We start from the raw sequence: 14,294 nt of genomic DNA, 5'->3' as shown, positions 1-14,294 counted from the left end.
GAGACACACCCAGGAGCCCCTGATGCAATACCGATTCTGCCCGCAATGCGGCGCGCCGCTCGAGGTGCTGCCGCTGTCGGGGCGCGAACGCCACGCCTGTGTCCAGTCGGACTGCGGCTTCGTGCACTGGAACAACCCGCTGCCGGTGCTGGCCGCGGTGGTCGAGTACGAAGGCAAGCTGCTGCTCGCGCGCAATGCGGCGTGGCCGGAACAGATGTTCGCGCTGGTCACCGGCTTCCTGGAGCGTGACGAGACCCCCGAGCTTGGCGTGGCGCGCGAGCTCAAGGAAGAAACGAATCTCGACACCGAAGCCGTGTCGCTGATCGGCGTTTACGAGTTCATGCGCAAGAACGAGCTGATCATCGCTTATCACGTGAAGGCGAGCGGCAATATCGCACTGTCCGAAGAACTGGCCGAGTACAAGCTGGTGGCGCCCGAAAAAATGCGCATCTGGTCCGCCGGCACCGGGTTCGCGGTGGCCGACTGGCTGCACGCCCGAGGGTATCCGGTACGCTTCTTCGATCGCCGCACGGGCGAAGACATCCCCGACCCGCGCCAGCCGAGTGACTTCAGCGTCCTGAGCGGTTCGCTACAATACCGGGTCTGAAGACTGATAAAAGCAAGGAAGAGAGGAATGGAGTTCCAGAAAGAAGTGGATGCGCGCGGCCTGAACTGCCCGCTGCCGATCCTGCGTACCAAGAAGGCCCTGGCCGACATGGCCAGCGGCGAGGTGCTCAAGGTGCTGGCCACCGACCCCGGCGCCACGCGCGATTTCCAGGCGTTTGCCAAGCAGACCGGCAACGAATTGCTGTCGCACCAGGAAGTCGACAAGGTGTTCGTGTTCTACATGCGCCGCCGCTGAACGCTGCGGCCAGACGGCCGGAAAGCAGAAAAGCCGCCCAAGGGCGGCTTTTTTACTGGCGCGTGCCGACCTGTTGTCAGGCCGCCGTGCCGTCGGCCAGGTACGTGCCGCGGTGTTCCAGGTAGTCGCGGAAGCCCGTGCCGACTTCGGGGTGCTTCAGCGCGTACTCGACGGTCGCCTTCAGGTAGCCGAGCTTGCTGCCGCAGTCGTAGCGGGTGCCCTGGTAGCGGTAGGCCAGTACCTGTTCCTGGCTGAGCAGCGACTGGATCGCGTCAGTCAGCTGGAACTCGCCGCCCGCGCCCGGCTTCAGTTCGCGCAGGTGGTCGAAGATGCGCGGCGTCAAAATGTAGCGGCCGACCACGCCGAGGTTCGACGGGGCCTCTTCCGGCGCCGGCTTTTCGACGATGCCCGACATCTTGATGACGCCTTCGTCCCATTCGCGGCCATCGACCACGCCATAGGAGCGGCTTTGTTCCGGGGCGATCTCTTCGACGCCAAGCACCGAGCAGTTGTAGTGGTTGTACAGGTCCACCATCTGCTTCATCACCGGCGGGGTGCCGTCGATCAGGTCGTCCGCCAGCATCACCGCGAACGGGGCTTCACCCACGAGCTTCGCGGCGCACAGCACGGCGTGGCCCAGGCCCAGCGCTTCGGGCTGGCGCACGTAGTAGCACTCCACATTGGCGGGCTTGATTGAACGCACCACATCGAGCAACGCCTGCTTGTTCTTGGCCTCAAGCTCCACTTCCAACTCAAAGGCCTTGTCGAAGTGATCTTCGATGGCGCGCTTGGAGCGGCCGGTGACGAAGATCATTTCGGTGATGCCGGCGGCCATGGCTTCTTCCACCGCGTACTGGATCAGCGGTTTGTCGACCACGGGCAGCATTTCCTTGGGGCTGGCCTTGGTGGCCGGCAGAAAACGGGTGCCCAGGCCCGCGACCGGGAAGACGGCCTTGGTAACGCGATTTTCCATGTCTGGTATTCCTTCGGTTTCGATTTATAACCGTGCCGGATCGTGCGGGGCCCGTCTGTCGGTCTCTGTCCGACGCAAGCCGGAACAGAGGCCGATGCACCCTCAAATAGTTTAGGCCGGCAGGCGCTGCAACTGGTCCTGGAGCTTGACCAGCGTCTGTTCGAAATCGGTCAGGCGCTGGGTTTCCTGTGCCACCACGGCGGGCGGCGCCTTGGCGACAAAGCTCTCGTTCGACAGCTTGCCACGGCACTTTCCGATCTCGCCGGCGATGCGCTCGATCTCCTTCGACAGGCGCACGCGCTCGGCGGCAACGTCGATCTCGATCTTCAGCAGCAGGTGGTTGCCACCGACGATGGCTACCGGCGCGCCGGCGCCTTCGGTCTGCAGGGTGGCGTCGTCTTCGAAGATGCGCACCTCGGATAGCTTCGCCAGTGCCTGGATGTGCGCGCTGGCCTCGCGCAGGAAGGCGTTGTCGCCATGCGCATAGAGCGGAATACGCTGGGCCGGCGAGATATTCATTTCGCCGCGCAGGTTGCGGCAGGCGTCCACCATGGCCTTGAGCTGCGCCACCCATTGCTCGGCGGCTTCATCGATCTTCGCCATGGCCGGCAGCGGGTAGGCCTGCTGCGCGAGGCTTTCGCTGCCATCGCCCTTGGCGCGGCCGGCCAGCGGCGCGACCTTTTGCCACAGCTCTTCCGTGATGAACGGGATGATCGGGTGCGCCAGGCGCAGCACGGTTTCCAGCACGCGCAGCAGCGTGCGGCGCGTGGCGCGCTGCTGGGCTTCCGTGCCGGTCTGGATCTGCACCTTGGCCAGTTCCAGGTACCAGTCGCAGTACTCGTCCCAGACGAACTTGTAGATGGCGTTGGCGACGTTGTCGAAACGGTACTCGGCAAAGCCCTTTTCGACCTCGGCTTCCACGCGCTGCAGCAGCGACACGATCCAGCGGTCGGCCTGCGAGAAGTGCAGGTAGCCGTCCGGGCCACAGTCGTTGTTGCACGGGCCCATGCCGCAATCATGGCCTTCGGTGTTCATCAGCACGAAGCGCGTGGCGTTCCACAGCTTGTTGCAGAAGTTGCGGTAGCCTTCGCAGCGGCCGGTGTCGAAATTGATGTTGCGGCCCAGCGTCGCCAGCGAGGCAAAGGTGAAGCGCAGCGCATCGGCGCCAAAGGCGGGGATGCCTTCGGGAAATTCCTTCTTCGTCTTCTTCTCGATCTTCGGTGCGTCCTTCGGGCGGCGCAGGCCGGTGGTGCGCTTCTTCAGCAGCGTGTCGAGGTCGATGCCATCGATCAGGTCCACCGGGTCGAGCGTGTTGCCCTCGGACTTGCTCATCTTCTTGCCTTCCGAGTCGCGCACCAGGCCGTGCACGTAGACGGTATGGAAGGGGACCTGGCCGGTGAAGTGCTTGGTCATCATGACCATGCGCGCCACCCAGAAGAAGATGATGTCGTAGCCGGTCACCAGCACCGACGACGGCAGGAAGTGCTTGAGTTCGGGCGTTTGCTCGGGCCAGCCCAGCGAGGAGAACGGCACCAGGGCCGACGAGAACCACGTGTCGAGCACGTCTTCCTCGCGGCGCAGCGCGCCGGTGCTGCCGGCGGCCTTGGCCTTGGCAAGCGCTTCTTCTTCCGTGCGCGCGACGAAGCAGTTGCCGGCGTCGTCGTACCAGGCCGGGATCTGGTGGCCCCACCACAGCTGACGCGAGATGCACCAGTCCTGGATATTGGCCAGCCACTGGTTGTAGGTGCTGTTCCAGTTCTCGGGCACCAGCTTGATCTCGCCGCTTTGCACGGCGTCGAGCGCCACTTCGGCGATCGAGCGGCCCGGGTGGAAGGTGCCTTCCGGCGCCGGCTTGCTCATGGCGACGAACCACTGATCGGTCAGCATCGGTTCGATGGCGCTGCCGGTGCGTTCGCTGCGCGGCGTCATCAGCTTGTGCTTCTTGGTCTCGACCAGCAGGCCTTGGGCGTCGAGGTCGGCGACGATGGCCTTGCGCGCGTCGTAGCGATCCTGGCCGGCATAGTGGCCGGGCGCGTCGGCAGTGATCTTGGCGTCCAGCGTGAGGATCGAGATCTGCGGGAGATTGTGGCGCTGGCCGACGGCGTAGTCGTTGAAGTCATGCGCCGGCGTCACCTTGACCACGCCGGTGCCGAATTCGCGGTCGACGTATTCGTCGGCAATCACGGGGATGCGGCGGCCGGTCAGCGGCAGTTCCACTTCCTTGCCGATCAGGTGGGCGTAGCGCTCGTCCTCGGGATGGACCATGACGGCCACGTCGCCGAGCATGGTTTCGGGGCGGGTGGTGGCGACGGTCAGGTGCGTCAGGCCGCCCTTGGCGTCGGCCTCGACCAGCGGGTAGCGGATATGCCAGAGGAAGCCTTCTTCCTCGACGCTGTCGACTTCCAGGTCCGACACGGCGGTGCCCAGCACCGGATCCCAGTTCACCAGGCGCTTGCCGCGGTAGATCAGGCCCTGTTCATGCAGGCGCACGAAGACCTCGGTGACCGCCTTCGACATGTCGGGCGACATGGTGAAGTACTCGCGGGTCCAGTCGATCGACGCGCCCATGCGGCGCACCTGGCGGGTGATGGTCGAACCCGACTCTTCCTTCCAGGCCCAGACTTTCTCGGTGAATTTTTCGCGGCCCAGGTCGTGGCGGGATACGCCTTGCGCTTCGAGCTGGCGCTCGACCACGATCTGCGTGGCGATCCCCGCGTGGTCCGTGCCCGGCACCCAGAGCGTATTCGCGCCCAGCATGCGCGCATGGCGGGTCAGGCCGTCCATGATGGTCTGGTTGAAGGCATGGCCCATGTGCAGCGTGCCGGTCACGTTCGGCGGCGGCAGCTGGATGGCGAAATCAGGCTTGGCCGGGTCGAACGTCGGCTGGGCGATGCCGCGCTTCTCCCACTCGGGGCCCCACTTCGCCTCGATGGCGGCGGGTTCGAAGCTCTTGGCAAGGGATTGGTCTTGGGCGGTCATGCTGGGATGTCGAGGTTTTGCGTCGGGGCATGTCGCAGGCGGGGTGCGCTAGGCCTGCGGCTGGCGGGGGCATTGTGCATTGCGCCAGTAAAACCCCAAATTATACGGAACGTCGCCGGACGGGGAGGAATTCGTTCGCTTCGCGGGGTGGGGGGTCGGTATAATTTGGGGTTTGAATTTGATTGTGTGGCGGGTTTTGGGGTTGGACTGGCCTTGGCGTGCTTGGCAATAGCTGCTGTTTCGCCGGCGTAGCCGGCGAGTCACTTTTTGTCCGAGCCAAAAAACGCGTTTACCGGCGGGCACAAGCCCAAGCTCGTAGGGACCACCTCCTTCGAAATCGCTGAGCTGGGAGTGGCCCCCGGTGGATGCTCTCGGGTGAGCAGCCTCGGCCTCTTCGAGTCTTTCCACCGAGAGTTGTCGCTGCGGCGTCGAATTGCTCCGCCCTTTCCAGGGGGGGACCACTCAGAGAGTAGCGGTTTCGAAGGAGGTGGCTTTATCGGGCTTGGGCTTATGCCCGCCGGTAAACGCGCTTTTTGGTTACTTTTTGTCGCTTGGACAAAAAGTGACCCGCCCGCTACGCCGGCGGAACCGCAGCGCCTCCACGAGCCCAGACCCGTAAACAACCAACCACCCATCCGCCTAATCAGAACATCCCTGATGTCCGACCTGCTCGCCAACCTGAACGCCGAACAACTCGCCGCCGTCACGCTACCTGACGAGCCGGCCCTGATCCTGGCCGGCGCGGGCAGCGGCAAGACGCGCGTGCTGACCACGCGTATAGCCTGGCTGATCCAGAACGGACGCGTATCCCCTGCGGGCATCCTTGCAGTGACCTTCACCAACAAGGCCTCCAAGGAAATGCAAACGCGCCTGTCGTCCATGCTGCCGATCAACACACGCGGCATGTGGATCGGCACGTTCCACGGCCTCTGCAACCGCATGCTGCGCGCGCATTTCCGCGATGCCGGCCTGCCGCAGACCTTTGCCATCCTTGACAGCCAGGATCAGCTTTCAGCCCTCAAGCGGCTGCTAAAAGCCCTCAATGTCGACGACGAGAAGTACCCCGCCAAGAACCTCCAGTACTTCATCAACAACGCCAAGGAACAAGGCCTGCGCCCGGCCGACGTAGAGGCCAACGACGACTTCAACCGCCGCTTCGTCGACCTCTACGCCGCCTACGACCAGCAGTGCCAGCGCGAAGGCGTGGTGGACTTTGCCGAGCTGCTGCTGCGCTGCTACGAACTGCTGCGCTACAACGACGCCATCCGCCAGCATTACCAGCACCGTTTCCGCCATGTGCTGGTGGACGAGTTCCAGGACACCAACGTGCTGCAGTACCAGTGGCTCAAGCTGCTGGCCGGCCACGGCACGCAAAATCCGGCCGCGGTGTTCGCCGTGGGCGACGATGACCAGAGCATCTACGCGTTCCGTGGCGCGAACGTCGGCAATATGCGCGACTTCGAACACGAGTTCCGCGTCCGCAAGATGATCAAGCTGGAGCAGAACTACCGCTCGCACGGCCATATTCTCGATTCGGCCAACCACCTGATCTCGCACAATGCCCGCCGCCTGGGCAAGAACCTGCGCACCGATGCCGGCCACGGCGAGCCGGTGCGCGTATTCCAGGCCGGCTCGGACCAGCAGGAGGCTGCGTGGATGATCGAGGAGATCCGCGACCAGATCGCGCAGGGCATGAGCCGCTCGGAAATCGCGATCCTCTACCGCAGCAACGCGCAGTCGCGCGTGATCGAGCATGCGCTGTTCTCGGCCGGTATCGCGTACCGAGTGTACGGCGGCCTGCGCTTCTTCGAGCGCGCCGAAATCAAGCACGCGCTGGCCTACCTGCAACTGCTGGAGAACCCCCGCAACGACGCTGCCTTCGGCCGCGTGGTGAACTTCCCCGCGCGCGGCATTGGTGCGCGCTCGCTCGAACAACTTCAGGACGCCGCCCGCCAGTACAACTGTTCTCTGTCAGAGGCCGTGGCCTATGTGGCCGGCGCGGCGGGCAGCAAGCTGGCAGCATTCGTCCGCCTGATCGAGCAGATGCGCGCCGAGACGCGGCGCATGACGCTGGCCGAGGTGGTCGAGTACGTGACCAACACCAGCGGCCTGATCACGCATTACCAGGGCGAGAAGGAAGGCCAGGACCGCATCGAGAATTTGCAGGAACTGGTGACCGCGGCGCAGGCGTTTGTCGTGGAGGAAGGCTACGGGCTGGACGCGCTGGCCGCGGTGATCCCGGTCGGCTTCGAATCGCGCGTGGCCCAGGCCGTGCCGCAACTCGCCGACGGCGATCAGGCGCAGCAGGTGCTCGACCCCGAAGCGCTGCCGGTGGTGATGACGCCGCTGGTGGCCTTCCTGACCCACGCTTCGCTGGAGGCCGGCGACAACCAGGCCCAGGCCGGCCAGGACGCGGTGCAGATGATGACCGTGCATGCGGCCAAGGGCCTTGAATTCAACGTGGTGTTTATCACGGGACTGGAAGAAGGCCTGTTCCCGCATGAAAACAGCGCGATGGAGCCGGACGGGCTGGAGGAAGAGCGTCGCCTGATGTACGTGGCGATCACGCGTGCGCGCGAGCGCCTGTACCTGTCCTTTGCGCAAAGCCGCGTGTTGCACGGCCAGATGCGCTACCACGTGCGCTCGCGCTTCTTCGAGGAACTGCCCGATGGCGCGCTGAAGTGGCTGACGCCGCAGCAGCAGGGCTATGGCGGCGTCAGCCGCCAGGAACGCGACACCGCGTGGGGCCGCGAGTGGTTCCGCAAGCCCGAGGATGTCCCGTACTCCGGCAACAAGCCCACCGGCGGCATGGACACCGGCAACGGCTACGCCGATGCAAAGCGCGAGGCCGGCACGGGCTTCCGCGTCGGCCAGCAGGTCTTCCATACCAAGTTTGGCGAGGGCAAGATCAAGGCGCTGGAAGGGGATGGCGCGGATGCCCGCGCCCAGATCGATTTCAAGCGCCACGGCACCAAGTGGCTGGCCCTGGCGGTGGCGAAGCTGGACCCGATCAACTGAGCGGGGCCGGCTTCGTGGCGGATTCAGGGGAGGGGTGGCCGGAATTCGGCGGTCCTTTGCCGCCGCGCCGACCGTTGCCTTGGCCGCTCAGGTTGGCGTGGCTTCTTCCGCGGGGACGACATTGAAGCAGCCCCGGTACGTCGCATAGAACGAGCAGTACAGGATGGCCAGCATCAGCAGCGAATACGGCGTGACCAGGAACGACAGCACGGTCTCGGCGCCGAACGCGCTGAAGAGGAGTTCAAGGAAGAACGGAATCGCCACCAGCAGCACGGCGAACAGCACCACGTAGGTGAAGAAAGCCCCGCGGTTGCGCCAGCACGCGGTCCAGCTGAAGAACATCGCCTTGACGGGCGGCACGCCATGCCACGCTGCCAGCAGCGGCGCGAACCAGAACATCATCGCGATCGGCGTGTAGAGCAGCGCGCCAATCAGCAGCGCATAGTAGAGCTGGCGCACGGCCTCGGCCGTCAGCGTCTCTTCCTTCAGCAGGATCGGCAACAGCGCGCTCATGTCCACCAGTGCGCCGGCGATCAGGCTCAGCAGGAACACCAGCCCCGCATAGACCCCGCCGAGCACCAGCAGGTTGCGCGTGGCTTCCTTGCCGTTGGTGCGGAATCCGGCCAGTAACACCGTCGGCAGCACGCGCTTGTTCTGGATGACTTCACGGCAGGCTGTCATCACGCCCACCGACAGGCCGGGCGTCACGACCAGCAGCGCGATGATGCCGATCAGCGGTACCACGATGGCCAGTTGCGCCGCGATCAGGTAGATGAACAGCAGCATCAGGAACGCAAGCGGATTCTTGCGGAACAGCCAGATGCCCTGGCGGAACCAGACGTAGCCTTCCTTGGCGGGGACTTCCAGTAGTTGCATACCAATCAGATCCAGGCGAGCGCGGCGGCGTCCGCGGTCATGGCAAGGCGCCGGCGCAGAATGCGTTCGAAATGGGTCGGGTCATGCGGCTGAAGCATGTCGGCTTCGCGCGGGAGGTAGAAGTCCCACAGGCGCGACACCCAGAAGCGCAGCGCGCCCGCGCGCAGCATGTTGCGCCAGTGCGTGGTTTCAGTGTCGGTCAGCGGCCTGACCGCATGATAGGCCCGCACCAGTGCCTGCGCCCGGGCGTTGTCCAGCTCGCCGGTGGCCAGGTCGATGCACCAGTCGTTGACGGTCACGGCCAGGTCGAACAGCCACTTGTCGTTGCCGGCGAAATAGAAATCGAAGAAACCGCCCAGGCGGTGGTGGCCCTTGCCGTCTTCCTCGAACAGCGCGTTGTCGCGGAACAGGTCGCAGTGGCACGGCCCGCCCTGCAGCACCGCGTAGTCGGCACTGCCGAAGAACGCCGTCTGGTGCGCGATTTCCTGCTGCAGCAGCGTGCGCTGCTGCGCGTCGAGGAACGGCACGATCTCGGCTTCGGTCTGCTGCCACCAGGACAGGCTGCGCAGGTTGGGCTGCTGGCGCGGGTAGTCCTCGCCGGCCACGTGCATGCGCGCGAGCATGTCGCCGACCTGCGCGCAGTGCTCGGCGTCGGGCTTGAGCTGGGATGCGCCCGGCAGGCGCGTGACGATGGTGGCGGGCTTGCCCTTGAGCGTGCGCAGGATCTCGCCGTCGCGCGCCGGGATGGGCGCGGGCACGGTGATGTCGCGTGCGGCAAGGTGCGCCATCAGGTGCAGGTAGTAGGGCAGCTGCGCGAACGTCAGCCGCTCGAAGATAGTCAGCACGTACTCGCGCGTGCAGCCATCCTGCTCCATGGTCAGAAAGAAGTTGCTGTTCTCGATGCCGGAGGCGATGCCGCGCAATGCGCGGACTTCGCCAAGGTCGTAGTCAAGCAGCCAGCGGGCGATCTCGTCCTGCGAGACCGTGGTGAATACGGCCATACTCGTCGTGTGATGCGAAACGGAAAGCGGCGGCACGAAGGGGGCCGCCGCCGCGGCAATACTGCCGGAGGACCGGCGCGGCCCGGGCATGCCCGGGCCGTGGGTAGTCGGAATCAGAACTGCAGATTGACCGAAGGCACGCGATTGACGTCATGCTCGCGGATCTTGGGCGAGCTGTCTTCCGGCTTGCTCATCTGGTACTTGGTGCCGAACCCGGACTTTACCTGGATATCGGTGGCACGGCCCTTGTCGCGGTACTCACGCACTTGCGTGCCATCGCGCTCATTGAGCTGGAAGCTCGGCTCGCGTGGCTTGTTGATCTGCGACTTGGCGGCCGGGGCAATCGGCTGGTTGTTGATCCGGTTCAGTTCCTGCTGCGTCAGGGCGTTGCTTTCCTCGGCGGGCTGCGCAAGCGTGACGCCGGGCAGTGCCAGCGCCAACACCGCGGCGGCCAGGGCAAGGCGCGGCGTCCGTGCGGTGGCCTTCTCTGCGGACCGGAGTGAGGGGGAGTTCATCAGGGGCTCCTGTGCGGCGCAGCGGTCGGGACGGCACGCTGCGCGGCGGAATGGGGCGTTGGCTGCAACCCGGGACGCCGGGCTTTGGCAAGCGGATACCTCCCATTCTAGCAATTCCTGCCGCGAAAGGGCCGCTGCCGTGGCCTCTGGGGCACCCGGGCAACGCCGCATCGGGTGGCCCTTGCGCCGGTGACGCAGGGCTCCCTTGTCCACCACTCTTGTCTTACAGGTAGAACATTTCTTCCTTGGGCGGGATCGGCTTGTCGCCGCCGCGGCGCTCGTAGTATTCGTAGACCGCTTCGAGCACTTCATGCGGCTCGTCGACGATCTTCATCAGATCGAGGTCGTGTTCCGCAATGAGTCCCATGGGCAGCAGCGTGAAGCGGAACCAGTCAAGCAGGCCCTTCCAGAAGCGGCTGCCGAACATCACCACGGGCACCGAACGCGACTTGCCGGTCTGCACCAGCGTCAGCACCTCGGCGAGTTCATCGAGCGTGCCGAAACCGCCCGGCATGACGATGAAGGCGTCGGAGTTCTTGACGAAGGTGACCTTGCGCGTAAAGAAATGGCGGAACCGCATGGCAATGTCCTGGTACGGATTGCCCTGCTGTTCGTGCGGCAGTTCGATGTTCAGGCCGACGCTGGCCGACTTGCCGGCGTGCGCGCCCTTGTTGGCCGCTTCCATGATGCCGGGGCCGCCGCCGGAGATCACGGCGAAGCCGGCGTCGGAGAACAGCCGCGCGATTTCGATGGTGCGCTGGTAGTAAGGCGAGTCTTCGCGCAGGCGCGCGCTGCCATAGATCGACACCGCTGGCCGGATCTCCGACAGGTACTCGGTGGCCTCGATGAACTCTGCCATAATCGTGAACATTTGCCACGAGGCGCGCGCCTTCTTTGCGGTGGCGCGATCTTCGTCGGCCAGCGCACGCAGGCTCGGAATCATCTTGCGCGGATTCGCGCGCGAGCCCGCCGTGCCATCGGCCGGCGCCTGCGCGGGGTGGCCCGCGGCGGCGGCGTCGGCCGCGGCGGCCACGGCCGCGGCGTGTTCAGCAGCAGCTTCCGGCGGGGGTTGGACGGTATCGCCGGAGATATCGGAAACATCCGGGTCGGCAAGGGGGGCGGTCGAGGCACCGCCAGCTGCAGCACCAGTCAATTTAGAGTCCATGGGAATGTCGGATAGTCCAAAAACACTCTTGCTCGTCGATGGATCGAGCTATTTGTATCGCGCTTATCACGCGCTGCCGGACCTGAGGAATGGTGAGGGTCTGCCCACAGGGGCAATCTACGGCATGATCAATATGCTGCGCAAGCTGCGCAACGATTACCCGGCAGAGTATAGCGCCTGCGTGTTCGACGCCAAGGGCAAGACCTTCCGCGATGACATGTATCCGGCGTACAAGGAGCATCGCCCGTCGATGCCCGAAGACCTGGCGCGCCAGATCGAGCCGATCCACGAAGCCGTGCGCGCGCTCGGCTGGCCGATCGTCGTGGTCGACGGCGTGGAGGCCGACGACGTGATTGGCACGCTCGCGCGGCAGGCGTGCGAGCAGGGCGTGCGCACGGTGGTGTCCACCGGCGACAAGGATCTTGCGCAGCTCGTCAACGACCACGTCACACTGGTCAACACCATGAGCGGCGAAGTGCTCGACCCGGCCGGCGTCAGCAACAAGTTCGGCGTGCCGCCGGAACGCATCGTCGACTACCTGTCGCTGATCGGCGATGCGGTCGACAACGTGCCCGGCGTGCCCAAGGTCGGCCCCAAGACCGCCGTGAAATGGCTGAACGAACACGGCACGCTCGACGCGATCATGGCGAACGCCGCGGGCATCAAGGGCGTGGTCGGCGAGAACCTGCGCAATACGCTGGACTGGTTGCCGAAGGCGCGCGAGCTGGTCACGGTGAAGACCGACTGCGACCTCAACGCATCGGTGGCGGATTTCCACGCGCTGCGCGAAATGGGCGAGGACAAGGAAAAGCTGATCGCGTTTTTCACGCGCTATGGCTTCAAGACGTGGCTGCGCGAGGCGACCGGCGAAAGCCTTCCTGATCCGCGCGCGCAGGCACGCGCACGCGCCGCGGCGGCACCGGCGCAAGGCGGGCTGTTCGATGCTCCGGCCGCCCCCTCGGCCGCGCCGGATGCCATGCCCGCCGAGGACGCGGCGCCGAGCGAGATCCGCTACGAGATGGTGACGAGCGAAGCCGCGTTCGAAGCGTGGATGCAGCGTATTGAAAGCGCGCCGCTGACGGCGATCGATACCGAGACCACATCGCTCGATCCGATGCTCGCACAGCTGGTCGGCATCTCGCTGTCGGTGGAGCCTGGCGAGGCATGCTATATCCCGGTCGGCCACCGCGGCCCCGATGTCGCTGGCATGGACAACAACGGCCAGCTTTCGCGCGATGCCGTGCTCGCCCGCATGCGCGCGTGGCTGGAGGACGACAGCAAGCTGAAGCTCGGCCAGAACATCAAGTACGACATCCACGTGTTCGCCAACCACGGCGTGACGCTGCGCGGCGTCGCGCAGGACACCATGCTGGAAAGCTACGTGCTGGCCTCGCACCGCAATCACGGCATGGACAGCCTGGCTGAGCGCCTGCTGAACCTGAAGACCATTACTTACGAAGAAGTCTGTGGCAAGGGCGCGAGCCAGATCGGCTTCGACCAGATCGACCTGGCGCGCGCCACCGAGTACGCGGCCGAAGACGCCGACGTCACGCTGCGACTGCATCGCAAGATGTTCCCGCAGGTACACGCTGCGCCGGGCCTGCGCCGCGTGTACGAGGAGATCGAGATCCCGGTGTCCGTGGTGCTGCAGAAAATCGAACGCAACGGCGTCCTGATCGATGCCGAACGGCTGGCCACGCAGAGCGCCGAACTGGGCCAGCGCATGCTCGCGCTGGAGCAGGCCGCGTACGATGCGGCGGGGCAACCGTTCAACCTGGGCTCGCCCAAGCAGATCGGCGAGATCCTCTTCAACCAGATGAAGCTGCCGGTGGTCAAGAAGACCGCGAGCGGCGCGCCGTCGACCGACGAAGAGGTGCTGCAGAAGCTGGCCGAGGATTACCCGCTGCCCAAGGTGCTGCTGGACTACCGCGGCCTGGCCAAGCTCAAGTCCACCTACACGGACAAGCTGCCGAAGATGGTCAACCCGAACACCGGTCGCGTGCATACCAGCTACGGTCAGGCTACGGCGGTGACGGGCCGGCTGGCATCGACGGAGCCGAACCTCCAGAACATCCCGGTGCGCACGGAAGAGGGCCGTCGCATCCGCGAAGCGTTTATCGCGCCGCCGGGCAGTGTGATCGTATCGGCCGACTACTCGCAGATCGAGCTGCGCATCATGGCCCATATCTCGGGCGACGAGAACCTGCTGCGCGCGTTCGCCAACGGCGAGGACATCCACCGCGCCACCGCCGCCGAAATCTTCGGCGTCGAGCGCGAGGCCGTCAGCAGCGAGCAGCGCCGCTATGCCAAGGTGATCAACTTCGGCCTGATCTACGGCATGAGCGCGTTCGGGCTGGCCAGCAACCTGGGCATCGAGCGCGAAGCCGCCAAGCACTATATTGACCGCTACTTCATGCGCTACCCCGGCGTGGCGCAATACATGGAAGACACGCGCCAGACCGCGCGCGAACAGGGCTATGTCGAGACCGTGTTCGGCCGCCGCCTGTGGTTGCCGGATATCAAGGGCGGCAGCGGGCCGCGCCGCCAGGCCGCGGAGCGCGCGGCCATCAACGCGCCGATGCAGGGCACGGCCGCGGACCTGATCAAGCTGTCGATGATCGCGGTGCAGGGCTGGCTGGAACGCGACGGCTTGCAGACGCGCCAGATCATGCAGGTGCACGATGAACTGGTGCTCGAAGTGCCGCAGGCCGAACTGGAGCTGGTCAGGGTCAGGTTGCCGGAACTGATGTGTTCGGTGGCGCAGCTGCGCGTGCCACTGGTCGCGGAAGTCGGCACCGGCGCGAACTGGGAAGAAGCGCACTAAGACCACGTTGCGCACGCAATGAAGAGACGGCCGGTGAGTACCCGGCCGTATTCATTTGCATGCCCTTGAGGCCCCGAAAAT

10 protein-coding genes are annotated in these 14,294 nt (G+C 65.1%); 4 read left to right on the top strand and 6 right to left on the bottom strand.

Annotation, left to right across the window (positions count from 1 at the left end; translation table 11 throughout):
* Nucleotides 1–22: 22 nt before the first annotated feature.
* Together AC3FKG_RS00535 and AC3FKG_RS00530 are read left to right on the top strand one after the other, a co-directional pair.
* Nucleotides 23–607 carry an NUDIX domain-containing protein gene (locus tag AC3FKG_RS00535; RefSeq protein ID WP_483708806.1) on the top strand — a complete coding sequence of 195 codons (585 nt, stop codon included), beginning with the start codon at nt 23–25 and terminating at the stop codon, nt 605–607.
* Between the two features lie 27 nt (nt 608–634).
* Nucleotides 635–862, top strand: a complete 228-nt coding sequence (locus tag AC3FKG_RS00530) for a sulfurtransferase TusA family protein (RefSeq protein ID WP_071014635.1) — start codon at nt 635–637, stop codon at nt 860–862.
* Nucleotides 863–938: 76 nt separating this feature from the next.
* On the opposite strand, the gene galU is transcribed toward AC3FKG_RS00530, so the two are convergent.
* The gene (galU, locus tag AC3FKG_RS00525; RefSeq protein WP_483708805.1) at nt 939–1,835 is read right to left on the bottom strand and encodes a UTP--glucose-1-phosphate uridylyltransferase GalU; all 897 of its coding nucleotides are present in this window, start codon (nt 1,833–1,835) and stop codon (nt 939–941) included.
* A gap of 111 nt (nt 1,836–1,946) precedes the next feature.
* A complete protein-coding gene (locus AC3FKG_RS00520; protein ID WP_483708804.1) occupies nt 1,947–4,814 on the bottom strand; it encodes a valine--tRNA ligase in 2,868 nt (955 codons plus the stop codon).
* Nucleotides 4,815–5,471: 657 nt separating this feature from the next.
* Here AC3FKG_RS00520 and AC3FKG_RS00515 point away from each other — a divergent pair.
* Nucleotides 5,472–7,832, top strand: coding sequence for a UvrD-helicase domain-containing protein (locus AC3FKG_RS00515; RefSeq protein WP_488742150.1), 2,361 nt, complete (start codon nt 5,472–5,474; stop codon nt 7,830–7,832).
* Between the two features lie 87 nt (nt 7,833–7,919).
* Here the strand turns inward: AC3FKG_RS00515 and AC3FKG_RS00510 are convergent, their stop codons facing one another.
* The 4 genes from AC3FKG_RS00510 to AC3FKG_RS00495 all read right to left on the bottom strand — a co-directional run bounded on the left by AC3FKG_RS00510 (nt 7,920) and on the right by AC3FKG_RS00495 (nt 11,389).
* Complete coding sequence (locus tag AC3FKG_RS00510) at nt 7,920–8,708, bottom strand: BPSS1780 family membrane protein (RefSeq protein ID WP_483708802.1); 789 nt, start codon at nt 8,706–8,708, stop codon at nt 7,920–7,922.
* Between the two features lie 5 nt (nt 8,709–8,713).
* Nucleotides 8,714–9,709, bottom strand: a complete 996-nt coding sequence (locus AC3FKG_RS00505) for a homoserine kinase (protein WP_483708801.1) — start codon at nt 9,707–9,709, stop codon at nt 8,714–8,716.
* Between the two features lie 113 nt (nt 9,710–9,822).
* The gene (locus AC3FKG_RS00500) at nt 9,823–10,224 is read right to left on the bottom strand and encodes a hypothetical protein (protein WP_483708800.1); all 402 of its coding nucleotides are present in this window, start codon (nt 10,222–10,224) and stop codon (nt 9,823–9,825) included.
* 223 nt (nt 10,225–10,447) lie between these two features.
* Nucleotides 10,448–11,389 carry an LOG family protein gene (locus AC3FKG_RS00495; RefSeq protein ID WP_483708799.1) on the bottom strand — a complete coding sequence of 314 codons (942 nt, stop codon included), beginning with the start codon at nt 11,387–11,389 and terminating at the stop codon, nt 10,448–10,450.
* 4 nt (nt 11,390–11,393) lie between these two features.
* Between AC3FKG_RS00495 and polA the strand changes: the two genes are divergently transcribed.
* Complete coding sequence (polA, locus tag AC3FKG_RS00490; RefSeq protein ID WP_483708798.1) at nt 11,394–14,213, top strand: DNA polymerase I; 2,820 nt, start codon at nt 11,394–11,396, stop codon at nt 14,211–14,213.
* Nucleotides 14,214–14,294: the final 81 nt, after the last annotated feature.

The organism is Cupriavidus sp. 22TCCZM04-2 (assembly GCF_057798895.1).
This window is presented reverse-complemented; position numbering and strand designations above follow the sequence as displayed.